The following is a 19015-nucleotide window of genomic DNA, read 5'->3' on the forward strand; positions in this document are numbered from 1 at the left end:
GGAGAAATTGATTATTCAGTTAAACTTTTCTTCTATATATAGGAGTTAAGTCTTGACAGCTATAGAAAAATGGTTTACACTTTATAAAGTTTATTACTTTGAAAAGGTGTGATAGTGTGGCTACGGCAACAAAGAAGAAAAAATCAACAGTTAAAAAAAATCTAGTCATTGTGGAGTCGCCTGCCAAGGCGAAAACGATTGAGAAGTATCTAGGACGAAATTACAAGGTTCTAGCCAGTGTCGGGCATATCCGTGATTTGAAAAAATCCAGTATGTCTGTCGACATTGAAAACAACTATGAACCGCAGTATATCAATATCCGTGGAAAAGGTCCTCTCATTAATGACTTGAAAAAAGAAGCTAAAAAGGCCAATAAAGTCTTTCTTGCGAGTGACCCGGACCGTGAAGGAGAAGCGATTTCCTGGCATTTGGCTCATATTCTCGATTTGGATGAGAATGATGCCAATCGTGTGGTCTTTAATGAAATCACCAAGGACGCAGTGAAAAATGCTTTTAAAGAACCTCGCAAGATTGATATGGACTTGGTCGATGCCCAACAAGCTCGTCGTGTCTTGGACCGCTTGGTAGGCTATTCGATTTCGCCAATTTTGTGGAAAAAGGTCAAGAAGGGCTTATCAGCAGGACGCGTGCAGTCTGTTGCCCTTAAGCTCATCATTGACCGTGAAAATGAAATCAATGCCTTCCAACCGGAAGAATACTGGACAATTGATGGTGTCTTTAAGAAGGGAACCAAGCAATTTCAAGCTTCTTTCTATGGTATGAATGGCAAAAAGATGAAATTGACCACCAATGAAGAGGTCAAAGAAGTCTTGTCCCATCTAACGAGTAAAGATTTTACAGTGGATCAGGTAGATAAGAAGGAGCGCAAACGCAATGCGCCCCTACCTTATACGACCTCAACCATGCAGATGGACGCTGCCAATAAAATCAACTTCCGTACTCGTAAGACCATGATGGTTGCTCAACAGCTTTATGAAGGGATTAATATCGGTACAGGCGTGCAAGGTTTGATTACCTATATGCGTACAGACTCTACTCGTATCAGTCCTGTGGCTCAGAATGAAGCAGCAAGCTACATCAACGACCGTTTTGGTAGCAAGTATTCCAAGCATGGTAGCAAGGTCAAGAATGCTTCAGGTGCTCAAGATGCCCACGAAGCCATTCGTCCATCTAGTGTCTTTAACACACCTGAAAGCATCGCTAAGTACTTGGACAAAGACCAGCTCAAGCTCTACACCCTTATCTGGAACCGTTTTGTGGCTAGCCAGATGACAGGCGCTATCTTTGATACCATGGCTGTTAAGCTCTCTCAAAATGGGGTTCAATTTGCAGCTAATGGTAGTCAAGTGAAGTTCGATGGTTATCTTGCTATTTACAATGACTCTGACAAGAACAAGATGTTGCCAGATATGGCAGTAGGAGATGTGGTCAAGCAGGTCAATAGCAAGCCAGAACAACATTTCACCCAACCGCCAGCTCGCTATTCGGAAGCGACTCTTATCAAGACCTTGGAAGAAAATGGTGTTGGACGTCCTTCAACTTATGCTCCGACCATTGAAACCATTCAGAAACGCTATTATGTTCGTCTGGCAGCCAAACGCTTTGAACCAACAGAATTAGGAGAAATCGTTAACAAGCTCATCGTTGAATATTTCCCAGACATCGTAAATGTGACCTTTACAGCTGAAATGGAAGGAAAACTGGATGATGTCGAGGTTGGAAAAGAACAGTGGCAACGTGTTATTGACGAATTTTACAAACCATTCTCCAAAGATGTAGCCAAGGCTGAAGCTGAAATGGAAAAAATTCAGATCAAGGATGAGCCAGCTGGATTTGACTGTGAGGTCTGTGGTAGTCCAATGGTGATTAAGCTAGGCCGTTTTGGTAAATTCTATGCTTGTAGCAATTTCCCAGACTGCCGTCACACACAAGCGATTGTCAAAGAGATTGGAGTCGAGTGTCCAAGTTGTCATCAAGGACAAATCATCGAACGCAAAACCAAGCGCAATCGTATCTTCTATGGTTGCAATCGTTACCCAGAATGTGAATTTACTTCCTGGGACAAACCAATTGGACGTGATTGTCCAAAATGCGGACACTTCCTCGTGGAGAAAAAGGTCCGTGGTGGTGGCAAGCAGGTTGTATGTAGTAATGGCGACTACGAAGAAGAAAAAATTAAATAACACGAAGAGTCCTGAAAATAAATTTCAGGCTCTTTTTACTTGAAGCTTGACAAATTTCCTCACTTTGTGGGAAACTAGTAGAAGATTATTTCAATTAGGAGAAGACATGCGTATTATTTACCTAGTTATTGGTTTTATTTCTTTAGCCTTGGCTCTTGTTGGGGTTGTCTTGCCCCTCTTGCCAACAACGCCCTTCCTTTTGCTATCAATTGCTTGCTTTTCCAAGTCTTCAAAGAGATTTGAAGACTGGCTTTATCACACCAAGCTCTATCAGACTTATGTAGCTGACTTTCGCGAGACCAAGTCAATAGCGCGAGAACGAAAGAAAAAAATCATCGTATCTATCTATATCTTGATGGGGATTTCTATCTATTTTGCCCCTCTTTTGCCAGTCAAAATCGGTCTGGGAGCCTTGACTATCTTTATCACCTACTATCTCTTTAAAGTCATTCCTGACAAAGAATAGATAAAAATAGTAGTTATTTTCCTTGATAAAAATGAAAGCATATTTAAATAATATGATATAATAAATTAAAAGTAATCTTCAAGGAGAATCAAATGATTTACGAATTTTGTGCTGAAAATGTGACCTTGCTTGAAAAAGCGATGCAGGCTGGGGCTCGTCGAATCGAACTCTGTGATAATTTAGCCGTTGGCGGGACAACACCAAGCTATGGAGTAACCAAGGCAGCTGTTGAATTAGCAGCTAACTACGATACGACCATTATGACCATGATTCGTCCACGTGGTGGCGATTTTGTCTATACTGATCTTGAAATTGCCATCATGCTAGAAGACATTCGTTTAACTGCTCAAGCAGGTAGTCAAGGGGTCGTCTTTGGTGCTTTAACTGCTGATAAAAAGTTGGATAAGGTTAATCTAGAGAAGTTAATTGCCGCATCAAAAGGAATGGAAATTGTCTTCCACATGGCCTTTGATGAATTGAGCGAAGAAGACCAGTTGGAAGCTATTGACTGGCTCAGCCAAGCTGGTGTCACTCGTATCTTGACTCGTGCTGGCGTATCTGGTGACTCGTTAGAAAAACGTTTTGCCCACTATCACAGAATTTTGGAACATGCAAAAGGTAAAATTGAAATCTTACCAGGCGGAGGGATTGACTTGGACAACCGTCAATCCTTTATCGACCAACTGGGCGTGACTCAATTGCACGGTACTAAGGTTGTCTTTTAAAAAATAGAAAGGAACTGCTAGCTTTGGGTAGCAGTTTTCACTTATGTTTGAAATTTTTAAATCCTATCAGTTGAATCAAGAAAAAGCCAGTGCTTACGGTTTTATAGAAAATGAGGGAGTCTGGGCCTACAGTTTCCAGATCTTGGATGGCGACTTTGTCATGACTGTGTCCATCACAACGGATAATGTGAGCTTTCAAGTTTTTGATCAGGAGACTGGTGACCTTTATCCTCAAGTCCATATGGAAAGCATGAGAGGGTCTTTTGTTGGAAGTGTTCGTGAGGCTTGTTTGGAGATTCTCTATCAGATTCGGAAGGCTTGTTTTGACGTGCAGAATTTTATCTGCCCTCAGACTAAGCGCATTATGGAACAAGTTCAAGAAAAATATGGCAATCAGTTGGAATATCTGTGGGAGAAATCTCCTGATACAGCGGTATTACGTCGTGAAGATAGTCAAAAGTGGTATGCTGTTTTAATGAGAATTCCTTGGGATAGGCTAGATAAGGGGAGAGAAGGGCAAGTGGAAGCCGTCAACCTCAAACATGACTGCGTTACTGACTTACTCTCACAAAAGGGTATTTACCCTGCCTTTCATATGAACAAACGCTACTGGATTAGTCTTGCTCTTGATGATAGTTTATCGGATAACGAAGTTCTAGATTTGCTAGAAATCAGTTGGAATTTGACATTGAAAAAGTAAGGAAATTCCCTTGTGTTTTCAAATACTTTCAATTAGCAAAATATTCTTTACTGAAGAAATTTTCAGAAAATATTGGATTTTTTCTTGACAAGAGATTTTTCCTATGCTAAAATACTTAACAAGACATCAAACGAAGGAGAAAGTCAAACATGAAAACAGCTAAGTTTAATCAATTTGCTTTGTTGTTGAGGTACTCGGGCTAGTGCAGAAGCATTAGTCCTGTTTGGCTTACCAAGCGGGAGTAAATCAACATCTCGCTTGGGTTTCCGAGCGAGATGTTTTTTCTATACTGAAATTTTGAAGGGGGAATTCTCATGCGTAGAGTTGAGTTTCTAGATACCAGTCTCCGTGATGGTGAGCAGACACCAGGCGTTAACTTTTCAATCAAGGAAAAGGTCGCCATTGCAAGACAGCTGGAGAAATGGGGGATTTCGGCTATCGAAGCTGGTTTTCCAGCGGCGAGTCCAGATTCATTTACAGCAGTTCAGGAGATTGCCAAGGTCTTGAAGAAAACAGCGGTGACAGGTTTGGCACGTTCGGTCAAGTCTGATATAGATGCTTGTTACGAGGCGCTCAAGGATGCCAAGTATCCTCAGGTTCACGTCTTTATCGCGACTAGTCCGATTCACCGTAAGTATAAGCTCAATAAGAGCAAGGAAGAGATTTTGGAAGCAATCAGTGAACATGTTTCTTATGCTCGTTCTAAGTTTGAAATTGTCGAATTTTCTCCAGAGGATGCGACCAGAACAGAGTTGGATTTCCTCTTGCAAGTTGTGCAGACAGCTGTGGATGCAGGTGCGACCTACATCAATATCCCTGACACGGTTGGATTTACTACGCCAGAGGAATATGGTGCCATCTTCAAATGCTTAATTGAGAATGTCAAGACCGATCGTCAGATCATCTATTCGCCTCACTGTCACGATGACCTCGGAATGGCAGTAGCTAATAGCCTTGCTGCTGTTAAGAATGGAGCAGGACGAGTCGAAGGAACCATCAATGGTATCGGGGAGAGAGCTGGCAATGCTGCTTTGGAAGAAATTGCAGTGGCGCTTAATATTCGCCAAGATTACTACCAAGCTGAGACAAGCATTATCCTAAACGAAACCATCAATATGTCAGAAATGGTTTCTCGCTTCTCAGGTATTCCAGTTCCTAAAAACAAGGCGGTTGTTGGAGGAAATGCCTTCTCTCATGAATCGGGTATTCACCAAGATGGGGTTCTTAAAAATCCTCTTACCTATGAAATCATTACACCTGAATTGGTTGGTGTCAAGAGTAACAGTCTTCCGCTTGGAAAATTGTCCGGTCGCCACGCTTTTGTAGAAAAACTAAGGGAATTGGCCCTAGACTTTACTGAAGAAGACATCAAACCACTCTTTGCTAAGTTCAAGGCACTAGCGGACAAAAAGCAAGAAATCACAGATGCAGATATTCGTGCTCTGGTAGCTGGAATCATGGTTGAAAACCCAGAAGGATTCCACTTTGATGATTTACAACTTCAAACCCATGCGGATAAAGACATTGAAGCAATTGTCAGCCTTGCTAATATGGATGGTGAGAAGGTTGAGTTTAATGCGACAGGACAAGGTTCTGTTGAGGCTATCTTCAACGCTATCGATAAGTTCTTCAATCAATCCGTTCGCTTGGTGTCTTACACAATTGATGCGGTGACAGATGGGATCGATGCTCAGGCTCGGGTATTGGTCACTGTTGAAAATAGAGATACAGAGACCATCTTTAACGCAGCAGGGCTTGATTTCGATGTACTGAAGGCTTCGGCTATTGCCTACATCAATGCCAATACCTTTGTTCAAAAGGAGAATGCTGGTGAGATGGGGCGTAGTGTTTCCTACCGCGATATGCCTAGTGTGTAAAGGAGAAGGCTATGACAAAAAAAATAGTAGCTCTAGCAGGGGATGGAATTGGTCCAGAAATCATTGAAGCTGGTTTAGCAGTTCTGGAAGCTCTAGCTTCAAAAACAGGTTTTGACTATGAAATAGATAGACGCACCTTTGGAGGTGCAGGTATTGATGCTACGGGGCATCCCTTACCTGATGAAACCCTCAAGGCAAGTAGAGAAGCAGATGCTATTCTCCTTGCGGCTATCGGTAGTCCCCAGTATGATGGGGCAACGATTCGCCCTGAACAAGGCTTGCTGGCTCTTCGTAAGGAACTCAATCTCTATGCCAATATTAGGCCTGTTAAGATTTTTGACAGTCTCAAGCATTTGTCACCTCTCAAATCGGAACGAATTGCTGGTGTAGACTTTGTCGTGGTGCGTGAGTTGACAGGTGGGATCTACTTTGGAGATCATATCCTAGAAGAGCGCAAAGCGCGTGATATCAACGACTACAGCTATGAGGAAGTGGAGCGGATTCTTCGAGAAGCCTTTGAAATCGCAAGAAATCGGAGAAAAATCCTTACCAGCATCGACAAGCAAAATGTTCTAGCGACTTCAAAACTCTGGCGGAGAGTAGCTGAGGAAGTCGCTCAGGATTTCCCAGATGTGACCTTGGAACACCAGTTGGTGGACTCAGCTGCCATGCTTATGATTACCAATCCTGCCAAGTTTGATGTCATCGTGACGGAAAATCTTTTCGGAGATATCTTATCTGATGAATCAAGCGTTTTATCAGGCACACTTGGCGTCATGCCATCAGCCAGTCATTCTGAAAAAGGCCCAAGTCTTTATGAACCTATTCACGGTTCGGCACCTGATATTGCAGGTCAAGGAATTGCCAATCCTATCTCTATGATTTTGTCAGTTGCCATGATGCTGAGAGACAGCTTTGGACGTTATGAGGATGCAGAGCGTATCGAGCATGCTGTAGAAGCCAGTTTGGCAGCAGGAATTTTAACGAGAGATATAGGAGGAAAGGCTTCTACCAAGGAAATGACGGAAGCCATCATTGAAAGACTATGAAGATAAATGAAGGAATCACGCTTACCCTCTTGATTTGGAATGTCATAATTTTCATCATTTATGGAATCGACAAATCCAAGGCAAGGAGAGGTGCTTGGCGGATCCCAGAGAAGATTCTCTTGACGATAGCACTTTTCTGTGGTGGTTTTGGTGCATGGCTAGCAGGAATGACCTTTCATCACAAGACTCGAAAATGGTATTTTAAAACGGTTTGGTTCCTTGGCATGGTAACCACACTAGTAGCCCTATATTTCATTTGGAGGTAATGGATGGCAGGAAAATCGATTTTTGATAAACTATGGGACCGCCATGTCATCATAGGAGAAGAGGGGCAGCCCCAACTCATGTATGTGGACCAGCACTATATTCATGAAGTGACCAGTCCCCAAGCTTTTCAAGGATTACGAGATGCAGGTCGCAGATTGAGACGACCAGACTTGACATTTGGGACCTTTGACCACAATGTACCAACTGTCAATATCTACGATATTCGAGATGTGATTTCTAAGGCTCAAATTGATAAGCTTGCTGAAAATGTTGAGGAGTTTGGGATTGAACATGCTGCCCATGGTTCTGAAAAGCAGGGAATCGTTCACATGGTAGGTCCAGAAACAGGACGGACGCAACCAGGAAAATTCATCGTCTGTGGAGACAGCCATACGGCTACTCACGGAGCTTTCGGAGCTATCGCCTTTGGGATTGGGACCAGTGAGGTCGAGCATGTCTTTGCTACCCAGACCCTCTGGCAGGTCAAACCCAAGAAAATGCTGGTAGAATTCACTGGTGTTCCTCAAAAAGGAGTTTATTCTAAGGATTACATTTTAGCCTTAATTGCCAAGTACGGCGTTGCTTGTGGTGTAGGCTATGTGGTGGAATATCGTGGACAAGCGATTGATGCTTTGACCATGGAAGAGCGCATGACCATCTGCAATATGTCCATCGAGTTTGGCTCTAAAATGGGCATTATGAATCCAGATCAGTCCACCTTTGACTATCTCAAGGGACGAGAATGTGTTCCAGAAGATTTCGAAGAGGCGGTTGCTGACTGGAAGACGCTTGTCAGCGATGAGGATGCTGTTTATGATAAGCTTATCCGGATGGATGTCTCAGACTTGGCTCCTATGGTGACCTGGGGAACCAATCCTGCTATGGGGGTTGACTTTGACAGTAGCTTCCCAGAAATTAAGGATATGAATGATGAACGAGCTTATCATTACATGGACTTGGAGCCTGGTCAGAAGCCAGCAGATATTGAACTAGGCTATATCTTTATCGGGTCTTGTACCAATGCTCGTCTCAGCGATTTACAACTGGCCGCGCGATTTGTCAAAGGAAAGAAAATAGCTCCCAATCTAACAGCAATTGTAGTTCCAGGCTCTCGTCCTGTGAAACGAGCGGCTGAGAAGTTGGGCTTGGACAAGGTCTTTCTGGATGCTGGCTTTGAGTGGAGAGACCCAGGTTGCTCCATGTGTCTAGGAATGAATCCCGACAAGGTCCCTGATGGTGTCCACTGTGCTTCAACCAGTAACCGTAACTTTGAAGATAGACAGGGATTTGGCGCTAAGACCCATCTTTGCAGTCCAGCCATGGCAGCTGCGGCAGCTATCGCAGGGCGCTTTGTAGATGTTCGGCAAATGCCAGAGGCCCAGTAAGGAGAGGATATGGAGAAATTTACAGTTTATACGGGAACGACCGTTCCTCTTATGAATGATAACATTGATACTGACCAAATCCTTCCCAAGCAGTTTCTCAAGTTAATTGATAAGAAAGGCTTTGGTAAGTACCTCATGTATGCTTGGCGTTATTTGGACGACAAGTATACTGAGGATCCAGACTTTGTTTTTAACCGACCAGAATACCGAAAAGCCAGTATCCTTATCTCAGGGGATAACTTTGGCGCAGGATCGTCCAGAGAACACGCAGCTTGGGCTCTAGCAGACTACGGTTTTAAGGTCGTGATTGCAGGGTCTTTTGGAGACATTCATTACAATAATGAACTCAATAATGGCATGTTGCCCATTGTCCAGCCCAGAGATGTTCGAGAGAAACTAGCCCAACTACAACCGACTGACCAGGTAACCGTGGACTTAGAACAACAAAAAATCATCTCACCAGTTGGAGAATTCACTTTTGAAATCGATAGTGAATGGAAACACAAGCTCTTAAATGGTTTGGATGATATCGGTATTACCTTGCAGTACGAAGATTTGATTGCTGCTTATGAAAAACAACGCCCAGCCTATTGGCAGGAATAGAATAGAATAGAATAAAAATAGAAAAGGAAATAGAACTATGACAAAACACATTCAATGGAACGGAACACTTTCTCAAGAAGGCTATGACATTTTAAAAGGTGAGGGCGGATGTATCGTTTGCCCTACAAAAGTTGGTTACATTATCATGACTAGCGATAAAGCAGGACTTGAGCGTAAGTTCGCAGCCAAAGAGCGTAACCGTAACAAACCAGGTGTTGTCCTCTGCGGTAGCATGGATGAGCTTCGCGCTTTAGCACAACTCAACCCAGAAATTGAAGCCTTCTACCAAAAACATTGGGACGAAGACATTCTCCTCGGTTGTATCCTTCCATGGAAACTAGAAGCTTTTGAAAAACTTAAAGGATACGGTGATGGCCGTGAAGAGCTCATGACAGACGTTCGTGGTACTAGCTGTTTTGTCATCAAGTTTGGTAAAGCTGGTGAACAATTGGCTGCTAAACTGTGGGAAGAAGGTAAAATGGTCTACGCCTCATCAGCTAACCCATCTGGAAAAGGAAACCGCGGTAAGGTGGAAGGTATCGGAGAACGTATAGAAGGAGCAGTGGACCTTGTCATCGAGGCAGACGACTATGTGGCATCTATCCAACCGGACAAAACAATCGAAACTCGCTACGAGCAAGGTGTTATGGTGTCCATGGTTGATAAAGACGGCAAACTCATCCCAGAACAAGGAGGAGCTCGTTCAATCTCACCAGCTCCAGTTGTGATCCGTAAAGGGCTTGACATTGATAAAATCATGATGCACCTGTCAGATACCTTTAACTCATGGGACTACCGTCAGGGTGAGTATTACTAAGATAAATAAAGAAGTCTAGTGTTGAAAGGGAAGAAAACCTCTACACTAGGCTTTTTCTTTAGAAATTCTTTTCTTTTTATATAGGATATGATATTCTATATATGAAATAAATGAAAGTAGGATTAAGTAATCTTGGATACTAACTTTCCTATATATGAAAATGGAGTAACAAAATGGAAGAGAAAGTAAATTATTGGATGATAGTTGCAGGAGGAGGTGGAAAGGTCTGGTCATTATTTAAGGATGAAAATATTGCTTGTATAGATTTTGATTCTAATTTATCTAATATTTTAGGTTATAATAATCATCAAGAATTAAAGCAAGGAAAACAGAGAGATAAATTTATTTGGAAATTTGCTCATGACATAAAAAAAGATGATTACATAATAGCTACCTCAGGGTTTAAGGAAATTTTAGGAATTGGTCAATGTGTGAAACCTTATTATTTTGACGAATCTAAAAAAACATTTAAACATTGTATTGGTGTTAAATGGTTGAAAGTAGATGGTGGATGGGAATACCAACGTAAAAAAGGTGCAAGACAAACCATCAACTGTGACAGAAATAAGGAACGTATCAATTTATATAAATCTATTTTAAATGGTACATACAGAAGAAATATAGAGGAAGTTGTTATGAATAATAATATTATTGACTATTTAAATAAATTAGAAAAATCCAAAAACCTCATCCTCCGTGGTGCTCCTGGTACAGGAAAAACTTATCTTGCTAAAGAAATAGCGACAGAGCTAACGGGTGGTAATGAAGATCAAATCGGCTTTGTACAATTTCACCCTTCCTATGATTATACGGATTTTGTAGAGGGGTTGAGACCGGTATCAAATGGCGATGGAGCTATTGAGTTTAAGCTAGAGGACGGAATTTTTAAGAAGTTCTGTCAGAAGGCTAAAGAAGCTCAGAAAACTGGAGGACAAGATAATTTTGATGAAGCTTGGGATCTTTATCTTGAGTATGTTAATAGTAGAGATGAAAAAGAATATTTGACAGAATTTTCCTATCTAACAGTAAATAGTCGAAATAATTTTAATATCAATTATGAAACTAAAGCCAAAGGAACTGTCTTAACAAAATCTTATGTTTATGAACTCTATAAAGACGAAAATTATCTGAAACAGCCCTTTTATCGTAACCAAGGAAAAAAAGTCCTTGAAACTTTAAAGAAAAGATTTGGTCTGAAAGATTATGTCTCTCCAACAAAGATCAACACAGACAAGAAATTCGTTTTTATTATCGATGAGATCAATCGTGGGGAGATTTCTAAGATTTTTGGTGAACTCTTTTTCTCTATCGACCCTGGTTATCGTGGTGAAAAGGGAAGTGTTTCTACCCAGTATGCTAATTTACATGAGACGGATGAAAAGTTTTATATCCCCGAAAATGTTTACATCATCGGAACCATGAATGATATTGACCGATCAGTGGATACATTTGATTTTGCTATGCGTCGTCGTTTCCGTTTTGTTGAAGTTACTGCCGAGAGTCAAGTTGGAATGTTGGATAAAGAGCTGAATATCCATGCCGAAGAAGCTAAAATTCGTCTAAGAAACTTGAATGCTGAAATCGAAAAAGTTCAGGAGCTAAATAGTCATTATCATATCGGTCCAAGTTATTTCCTTAAATTGAAGGAAGTGGATTTTGACTATGAATTACTCTGGTCTGATTATCTCAAACCACTTTTGGAAGATTACTTACGGGGTTCTTATAAGGAATCTGAAACTCTGGCAACATTGAAAAAAGCATTTAATCTGACAAATAACGAGCAAACAGAACTCCAAGATACTGGTGATAAAGATGCGGATAACTGATAATCAGCATAAAATTGCTAAAGAAGATTTTGTCGCAGAATATCCCAAACTAAGTCAAGCTCTTCTTGATAGAACACTGGATAACCTTTCTAGAGAGGATAATATCTTTATTTTTCCAAATGATTTGACTCATACTCCAGATTTAGAGAAGGACCAAAAGATTTTTGAAACTGTCAATCAGGAAATTAAGACTGGAAATGTGATTGGTTTTCTGGGGTGTGGTCAGGAAAAATTGACGATTTCCTCTCGTTTTTCTGATGAAAGTAACGACCATTTTTTGCATTATCTTTTACAAAAGGTTCTTCATATCAATCTCACTAGTTTAGATGTAGCTTTGTCGCGTGAAGATAAGCTCTATCAACTTTTGATGTATCTCTTCCCCAAGTATCTACAAGCTGCAATTCGAAAAGGTCTGTATAAGGAATACCAGCGATTTTCTCATAACGACAGTCATGTAAAGGGAGTGATTGATGTAAGAAATCATCTCAAGAAAAACCTTCCTTTTATGGGAAATGTTGCCTACACAACGAGAGAGTTCACCTATGATAATCCACTCATGCAGTTGATTCGACATACGATTGAGTACATAAAGAATCAGAAAAGTTTCGGAGTTCTGCTTGATAGTAATCGTGAAAATATGACAGAAATTACGCGTGTGACTCCAGCTTATAAACTAGCTAATCGTGCCAAGATTATCAGAATGAATAAAACCAAACCTATTCGACATGCCTATTTCAGAGAGTACAGAAAGTTGCAAGAGCTTTGCCTGATGATCCTAAACCAAGAAAAGCACGGTTTAGGATATCAAGAGCAAAAAATCCATGGTATTCTTTTTGATGTTGCCTGGCTTTGGGAAGAGTATGTTTACACCTTGTTGCCAAAAGGTTTTGTACATCCCAGAAATAAGGATAAGACGGACGGAATTTCAGTATTTTCTGTTGGGAAACGAAAGGTATATCCAGATTTTTATGACAGAGAACGAAAGATTGTTCTAGATGCAAAATATAAGAAACTGGAGTTTACTGAAAAAGGAATCAACCGTGAGGACTTATTCCAGCTGATTTCCTATTCTCATATTTTAAAAGCTGAGAAAGCTGGATTGATTTTTCCTAGTATAGAGCAATCAGTAAATAGTGAGATAGGAGAGCTAGCAGGTTATGGAGCTTTGTTGAAGAAATGGTCTATCCAAATCCCTCAAAAAACTTCATCTTATAATGAATTTTGTAAAATGATGGAAAGCTCAGAAGAAAATTTTAAAGCGATTATTGATGAAGAAGTGGGGAGAAAATAGTCTCTTCACTTTTTTGCTATTTATATAAGTAATTTCCGAACAATATAATTTGATTATTGAAATTATTTGACAAAAACTGTACTTTGGTTTATAATGAATCAAGGAAACGTCGGAAAAGACGTAGGGATGCGCAAGCATAGGTAGGTCATTACAAGAGAAGCGAGACATCGATATGTTAAATGAATTTCCAATTTTTGATTACGAAGATATTCAGTTGATCCCTAATAAATGTGTCATTAAAAGCCGTGCAGAAGCAGATACGAGTGTCACACTTGGAAATCACACTTTCAAACTACCTGTTGTACCTGCAAATATGCAGACGATTTTGGATGAGAATGTTGCAGAGCAACTAGCTAAAGGCGGATACTTCTACATTATGCACCGTTTTGATGAAGCGGTGCGCATTCCTTTTATCAAACGCATGCATGATCAAGGGCTCATTGCTTCCATTTCTGTTGGTGTTAAGGATTACGAGTATGATTTTGTTAGCCAACTCAAGGCTGATGCTCCTGAGTATATCACGATTGACATTGCTCATGGTCATGCGGATAGCGTGATTTCTATGATTCAGCACATCAAGAAAGAATTGCCGGATACTTTTGTCATTGCTGGGAATGTGGGAACACCAGAAGCTGTGCGTGAATTGGAAAATGCTGGTGCGGATGCTACCAAGGTTGGAATCGGCCCTGGTAAGGTTTGTATCACCAAGGTCAAGACTGGTTTTGGTACAGGTGGTTGGCAGTTGGCAGCACTTCGCTGGTGTGCTAAGGCAGCTCGCAAACCGATTATTGCTGATGGTGGGATTCGTACTCATGGTGATATTGCTAAGTCTATCCGTTTCGGTGCTAGCATGGTCATGATTGGTTCCCTCTTTGCAGGACATATCGAAAGCCCAGGAAAGACGATTGAAGTCGACGGCGAACAGTTCAAAGAATACTATGGTTCCGCTTCACAATATCAAAAGGGTGCTTATAAAAATGTGGAAGGAAAACGCATCTTACTTCCTGCCAAAGGTCATCTACAAGATACCCTTACTGAGATGGAGCAGGATCTGCAAAGTGCCATTTCCTACGCAGGTGGACGAAAACTTGCCGACCTCAAGCACGTTGATTATGTTATCGTGAAAAACTCTATCTGGAACGGTGATGCATCCCACTAATGGACGCATAGTCCACCCATAAAAAACTTGTTATTAGAGCAAATTTCTGTTATAATAAGACAAGTTTCCACCCTTAGTGTAATGGATATCACGTAAGATTCCGGTTCTTGAGATGGGGGTTCGATTCCCTCAGGGTGGATGTAAACAGCCTAAAAAAGCCTTATTTAAAGGCTTTTTTCTTTATACTGCCCCTAAAATTGAAAATTGCCTTCTAAAAAATGCTCAATTCCTCTCTAGTCCCGTTTTAAAGTGACTCAGGGGGCTTTTTTTGATATAATAAGAAGGACTGATATCAGTTAGAAAGAGGTTGGTATGAAAGAATTACAAATTGTACTGAAAGACCGTTTTGCAATCGAATTTGCAGATAAAAAGCTACTAGAAACTGCCTTTACTCATACGAGTTATGCCAATGAGCACCGCCTCTTAAAAATTTCACACAATGAGCGCTTGGAATTTTTAGGAGACGCTGTTCTGCAATTATTGATTTCAGAATACCTGTATAAAAAATATCCTAAGAAACCAGAGGGCGATTTGTCCAAGCTCCGTGCCATGATTGTCCGTGAGGAGAGTTTGGCTGGTTTTGCGCGTGATTGCCAGTTTGATCAGTTTATCAAACTAGGAAAAGGGGAAGAAAAGTCTGGTGGGCGCAATCGTGACACCATTCTTGGTGATGCCTTTGAAGCCTTTCTGGGTGCTTTGCTTTTAGACAAGGATGTTGCTAGGGTAAAAGAATTTATCTATCAAGTCATGATCCCCAAGGTTGAAGCAGGTGACTTTGAAATGATTAAGGATTACAAGACACACCTGCAAGAGTTGCTCCAGGTCAATGGAGATGTGGATATTCGTTACCAGGTGACCTCTGAAACGGGACCTGCCCATGACAAGGTTTTTGATGTAGAAGTTCTGGTTGAAGGCAAGAGCATCGGAAAAGGTCAAGGTCGTTCTAAAAAATTGGCAGAGCAAGAGGCCGCAAAAAATGCAGTTGAGAAGGGACTGGATTCATGTATTTAAAGGAAATTGAGATTCAGGGATTCAAGTCCTTTGCTGACAAGACCAAGGTAGTCTTTGACCAAGGTGTGACAGCTGTCGTTGGGCCCAATGGATCTGGAAAATCAAATATCACAGAAAGTCTGAGATGGGCCTTGGGAGAGTCCAGTGTCAAGAGCCTTCGTGGTGGCAAGATGCCCGATGTCATTTTTGCTGGGACAGAAAGTCGCAAACCACTCAATTATGCTTCTGTTGTCGTGACCTTGGATAATGAAGATGGCTTCATCAAGGATGCAGGGCAAGTCATTAAGGTAGAACGCCATATCTATCGTAGTGGTGATAGCGAGTATCGAATTGATGGCAAAAAAGTCCGTCTTCGTGATGTACATGACCTTTTCTTGGATACCGGTTTGGGACGGGATTCCTTCTCCATCATTTCCCAAGGGAAGGTTGAGGAAATTTTTAACTCCAAGCCCGAAGAACGCCGAGCTATTTTTGAAGAAGCTGCTGGAGTTCTAAAATACAAGACTCGTCGAAAAGAAACAGAAAGCAAACTGCAACAAACTCAAGACAATCTCGACCGCTTAGAAGACATTATCTACGAGTTGGACAATCAAATCAAGCCCCTTGCAAAACAAGCCGAGAATGCTCGCAAGTTTCTCGACTTGGATAGTCAACGCAAGGCAATTTACTTGGATGTACTGGTTGCCCAAATCAAGGAAAATAAGGCTGAACTAGAGCTAACAGAAGAAGAGCTAACGCAAGTTCAGGAACTCTTGACTAGCTATTACCAAAAGCGTGAAGAGTTAGAAGAGGAAAATCAAAGTCTTAAAAAGAAACGCCAGGATTTCCAAGCTCAAATGACCAAGGATCAAGGAAGCTTGATGGATTTGACCAGTTTGATCAGTGACTTAGAGCGAAAACTAGCCCTATCCAAACTGGAATCCGAGCAAGTTGCCCTTAATCAACAAGAAGCGCAAGCCCGTTTGACTGCTTTGGAAGATAAGAGAAAGGCTCTAAGTAAGGAAAAGGCTGAAAAAGAAGAGAATCTGGAACAGTTAGAGGAAACTCTAGCTGAAAATAACAAGGAACTCAATCGCCTAGAAGCAGAGTTGTTGGCATTTTCTGATGATCCTGACCAGATGATCGAGCTCTTGCGTGAACGTTTTGTGGCTCTTTTACAAGAAGAAGCGGATGTCTCAAACCAGTTGACCCGCATCGAGAATGAACTGGAGAACAGCCGTCAACTATCTCAAAAACAAGCTGATCAACTTGAGAAATTGAAAGAACAACTGGCTACAGCTAAAGAAAAGGCCAGTCAACAGCAGGCTGAGCTTGAAACTGCCAAGGAGCAGGTTCAGAAATTATTGGCTGACTACCAAGCTAGTGCCAAGGAGCAAGAGGAGCAGAAAGTTTCTTTCCAAGCCCAGCAGAGCCAACTCTTTGACCGTCTAGACAGTCTCAAAAACAAGCAGGCTAGAGCCCAGAGTTTGGAAAACATCCTAAGAAATCATAGTAATTTTTATGCGGGTGTTAAGAGTGTTCTTCAAGAAAAAGCCCGTCTTGGTGGGATCATTGGTGCAGTCAGTGAACATTTGACCTTTGATGTGCATTATCAAACTGCCCTGGAGATTGCGCTTGGAGCTAGCAGTCAGCATATCATCGTAGAAGATGAAAACGCGGCAACCAAGGCAATTGATTTCCTAAAACGTAACAGAGCTGGTCGTGCAACCTTTCTTCCATTGACGACTATCAAGGCTCGTACCATTTCTAGTCAGAATCAGGATGCTGTCGCCTCAAGTCCAGGCTTCCTTGGTATGGCTGATGAGTTGGTGTCGTTTGATAAGAGACTAGAAGCCATTTTTAAGAATTTGTTAGCTACGACGGCTATCTTTGACACAGTAGAACACGCGCGTACGGCAGCTCGCCAAGTTCGTTATCAGGTTCGCATGGTGACACTGGATGGGACAGAGTTGCGTACAGGTGGTTCCTACGCGGGGGGTGCCAATCGTCAAAACAATAGTATTTTCATCAAGCCAGAGCTGGAACAATTACAAAAAGAAATTGCTGAAGAAGAAGCTGACTTGCGGTCAGAAGAAGCGACTTTGAAGACCTTGCAAGATGAGATGGCAGTATTAACAGAAAGATTAGAAGCCATCAAATCTCAGGGTGAGCAAGCTCGTATTCAGGAGCAAGGTTTGTACCTTGCTTATCAACAAACCAATCAGCAGGCCGAAGAACTGGAAACGCTTTGGAAACTTCAAGAAGAGGAATTAAATCGCCTATCTGAAGGAGATTGGCAAGCGGATAAGGAAAAATGCCAAGAGCGCCTTGCTACTATTGCCAGTGAAAAGCAAAATCTGGAAGCTGAGATTGAAGAGATCAAGTCTAATAAAAACGCTATTCAAGAACGCTATCAAAACTTGCAGGAACAAGTAGCGCAAGCACGTTTGCTTAAGTCAGAACTGCAAGGACAAAAGCGGTATGAAGTGACTGATATTGAACGCCTAGGTAAGGAATTGGATAACCTCAATCTCGAACAAGAGGAAATCCAGCGTTTCCTCCAAGAAAAGATTGATAATCTTGAGAAGGTTGATACAGATTTGCTAAGTCAGCAGGCGGAAGAGGCCAAAACTCAGAAAACAAACCTCCAACAAGGTTTGATACGCAAGCAGTTTGAGTTGGATGATATCGAAGGCCAACTGGATGATATTGCCAGCCATTTGGATCAAGCTCGTCAGCAAAATGAAGAGTGGATTCGCAAACAAACACGTGCTGAAGCCAAGAAAGAAAAGGTCAGCGAACGCTTGCGCTATCTACAAGCTCAATTAACAGACCAGTACCAGATCAGCTACACTGAGGCTCTAGAAAAAGCGCATGAGTTGGAAGACCTCAATCTGGCAGAACAAGAGGTTAAAGATCTTGAGAAAGCTATTCGCTCACTCGGTCCGGTCAACTTGGACGCAATTGACCAGTACGAAGAAGTTCACAACCGTCTGGATTTCCTCAATAGCCAACGAGATGATATTTTGTCTGCGAAAAACTTACTCCTTGAGACCATCGCAGAGATGAATGATGAGGTTAAGGAGCGCTTCAAATCAACCTTTGAGGCTATTCGTGAGTCCTTTAAAGTAACCTTTAGACAGATGTTTGGCGGTGGTCAGGCAGACTTGATATTGACTGAGGGCGATCTTTTAACAGCTGGTGTGGAGATTTCTGTTCAACCACCAGGTAAGAAAATCCAATCTCTCAACCTCATGAGTGGTGGTGAAAAAGCCCTATCAGCTCTGGCTCTGCTCTTCTCAATCATCCGAGTTAAGACTATTCCTTTCGTCATCTTGGACGAGGTAGAGGCGGCGCTGGACGAAGCCAATGTCAAACGTTTTGGGGATTACCTCAATCGTTTTGACAAGGATAGTCAGTTTATCGTCGTGACCCACCGTAAGGGAACGATGGCGGCAGCGGATTCTATCTATGGAGTTACCATGCAAGAATCAGGTGTTTCCAAGATTGTTTCGGTTAAGTTAAAAGACTTGGAAGAAACAGTAGACTAGTTACCAAACGATAGCATCTCTTAGGAGGTGCTATTTTTTAAAACTCATAGCTTGAATTGTCTATCAAGGTCAGATCAGGCGCAAAAAACGACATTTGGGATTTCC

Annotated in this window: 15 protein-coding genes and 1 tRNA gene; all 16 read left to right on the top strand. The window is 41.7% G+C overall.

What is annotated here, in order from left to right; translation table 11 throughout:
• Nucleotides 1–116 precede the first annotated feature (116 nt).
• Entirely contained in the window at nt 117–2204 is a 2088-nt protein-coding gene (topA, locus tag MK409_RS01925) for a type I DNA topoisomerase (protein WP_268705141.1), read from the top strand.
• A gap of 106 nt (nt 2205–2310) precedes the next feature.
• A complete protein-coding gene (locus MK409_RS01930; RefSeq protein WP_001220361.1) occupies nt 2311–2670 on the top strand; it encodes a YbaN family protein in 360 nt (119 codons plus the stop codon).
• A gap of 92 nt (nt 2671–2762) precedes the next feature.
• Nucleotides 2763–3395, top strand: a complete 633-nt coding sequence (locus MK409_RS01935) for a copper homeostasis protein CutC (protein ID WP_268705142.1) — start codon at nt 2763–2765, stop codon at nt 3393–3395.
• Nucleotides 3396–3438: 43 nt separating this feature from the next.
• Entirely contained in the window at nt 3439–4095 is a 657-nt protein-coding gene (locus tag MK409_RS01940; RefSeq protein ID WP_268705143.1) for an MmcQ/YjbR family DNA-binding protein, read from the top strand.
• A gap of 314 nt (nt 4096–4409) precedes the next feature.
• Entirely contained in the window at nt 4410–5972 is a 1563-nt protein-coding gene (locus tag MK409_RS01945) for a 2-isopropylmalate synthase (protein ID WP_268705144.1), read from the top strand.
• Nucleotides 5973–5983: 11 nt separating this feature from the next.
• On the top strand, nt 5984–7021 hold the full coding sequence (gene leuB / locus MK409_RS01950; RefSeq protein ID WP_268705145.1) for a 3-isopropylmalate dehydrogenase: 1038 nt from the start codon (nt 5984–5986) through the stop codon (nt 7019–7021).
• Nucleotides 7018–7287: a DUF1294 domain-containing protein gene (locus MK409_RS01955; RefSeq protein ID WP_247931052.1), complete on the top strand. Its 270-nt coding sequence runs from the start codon at nt 7018–7020 to the stop codon at nt 7285–7287. Before leuB ends, MK409_RS01955 begins: the two co-directional genes overlap by 4 nt.
• Before the next feature lie 3 nt (nt 7288–7290).
• A complete protein-coding gene (gene leuC / locus MK409_RS01960; protein ID WP_247931053.1) occupies nt 7291–8673 on the top strand; it encodes a 3-isopropylmalate dehydratase large subunit in 1383 nt (460 codons plus the stop codon).
• 9 nt (nt 8674–8682) lie between these two features.
• Nucleotides 8683–9276, top strand: a complete 594-nt coding sequence (gene leuD, locus MK409_RS01965) for a 3-isopropylmalate dehydratase small subunit (RefSeq protein WP_247931054.1) — start codon at nt 8683–8685, stop codon at nt 9274–9276.
• Nucleotides 9277–9313: 37 nt separating this feature from the next.
• The gene (locus tag MK409_RS01970) at nt 9314–10093 is read left to right on the top strand and encodes an L-threonylcarbamoyladenylate synthase (RefSeq protein ID WP_247931055.1); all 780 of its coding nucleotides are present in this window, start codon (nt 9314–9316) and stop codon (nt 10091–10093) included.
• Between the two features lie 173 nt (nt 10094–10266).
• Nucleotides 10267–11919 carry an AAA family ATPase gene (locus MK409_RS01975; RefSeq protein ID WP_268705146.1) on the top strand — a complete coding sequence of 551 codons (1653 nt, stop codon included), beginning with the start codon at nt 10267–10269 and terminating at the stop codon, nt 11917–11919.
• The gene (locus tag MK409_RS01980; RefSeq protein WP_268705147.1) at nt 11906–13210 is read left to right on the top strand and encodes an McrC family protein; all 1305 of its coding nucleotides are present in this window, start codon (nt 11906–11908) and stop codon (nt 13208–13210) included. Before MK409_RS01975 ends, MK409_RS01980 begins: the two co-directional genes overlap by 14 nt.
• 172 nt (nt 13211–13382) lie before the next feature.
• Nucleotides 13383–14369 (top strand): GMP reductase, encoded by a 987-nt coding sequence (locus tag MK409_RS01985; protein WP_268705148.1) that lies wholly within the window; start codon nt 13383–13385, stop codon nt 14367–14369.
• Nucleotides 14370–14436: 67 nt separating this feature from the next.
• Nucleotides 14437–14508 (top strand) — tRNA-Arg (locus MK409_RS01990).
• A gap of 173 nt (nt 14509–14681) precedes the next feature.
• On the top strand, nt 14682–15380 hold the full coding sequence (gene rnc, locus MK409_RS01995; RefSeq protein ID WP_268705149.1) for a ribonuclease III: 699 nt from the start codon (nt 14682–14684) through the stop codon (nt 15378–15380).
• Nucleotides 15371–18910 carry a chromosome segregation protein SMC gene (smc, locus tag MK409_RS02000; RefSeq protein WP_268705150.1) on the top strand — a complete coding sequence of 1180 codons (3540 nt, stop codon included), beginning with the start codon at nt 15371–15373 and terminating at the stop codon, nt 18908–18910. The genes rnc and smc overlap by 10 nt, the downstream gene beginning before the upstream one ends.
• Nucleotides 18911–19015 lie beyond the last annotated feature (105 nt).

Source organism: Streptococcus oralis (assembly GCF_026782375.1).
GTDB classification, from domain to species: domain Bacteria; phylum Bacillota; class Bacilli; order Lactobacillales; family Streptococcaceae; genus Streptococcus; species Streptococcus oralis_CL.

Bases quoted from the DNA above. Each gene is read 5' to 3' on its own strand.
- MK409_RS01930 (WP_001220361.1), top strand. From the start codon at position 2,311: ATGCGTATTATTTACCTAGTTATTGGTTTTATTTCTTTAGCCTTGGCT.
- MK409_RS01935 (WP_268705142.1), top strand. From the start codon at position 2,763: ATGATTTACGAATTTTGTGCTGAAAATGTGACCTTGCTTGAAAAAGCG.
- MK409_RS01940 (WP_268705143.1), top strand. From the start codon at position 3,439: ATGTTTGAAATTTTTAAATCCTATCAGTTGAATCAAGAAAAAGCCAGT.
- MK409_RS01945 (WP_268705144.1), top strand. From the start codon at position 4,410: ATGCGTAGAGTTGAGTTTCTAGATACCAGTCTCCGTGATGGTGAGCAG.
- leuB (WP_268705145.1), top strand. From the start codon at position 5,984: ATGACAAAAAAAATAGTAGCTCTAGCAGGGGATGGAATTGGTCCAGAA.
- MK409_RS01955 (WP_247931052.1), top strand. From the start codon at position 7,018: ATGAAGATAAATGAAGGAATCACGCTTACCCTCTTGATTTGGAATGTC.
- leuC (WP_247931053.1), top strand. From the start codon at position 7,291: ATGGCAGGAAAATCGATTTTTGATAAACTATGGGACCGCCATGTCATC.
- leuD (WP_247931054.1), top strand. From the start codon at position 8,683: ATGGAGAAATTTACAGTTTATACGGGAACGACCGTTCCTCTTATGAAT.
- MK409_RS01970 (WP_247931055.1), top strand. From the start codon at position 9,314: ATGACAAAACACATTCAATGGAACGGAACACTTTCTCAAGAAGGCTAT.
- MK409_RS01975 (WP_268705146.1), top strand. From the start codon at position 10,267: ATGGAAGAGAAAGTAAATTATTGGATGATAGTTGCAGGAGGAGGTGGA.
- MK409_RS01980 (WP_268705147.1), top strand. From the start codon at position 11,906: ATGCGGATAACTGATAATCAGCATAAAATTGCTAAAGAAGATTTTGTC.
- MK409_RS01985 (WP_268705148.1), top strand. From the start codon at position 13,383: ATGTTAAATGAATTTCCAATTTTTGATTACGAAGATATTCAGTTGATC.
- rnc (WP_268705149.1), top strand. From the start codon at position 14,682: ATGAAAGAATTACAAATTGTACTGAAAGACCGTTTTGCAATCGAATTT.
- smc (WP_268705150.1), top strand. From the start codon at position 15,371: ATGTATTTAAAGGAAATTGAGATTCAGGGATTCAAGTCCTTTGCTGAC.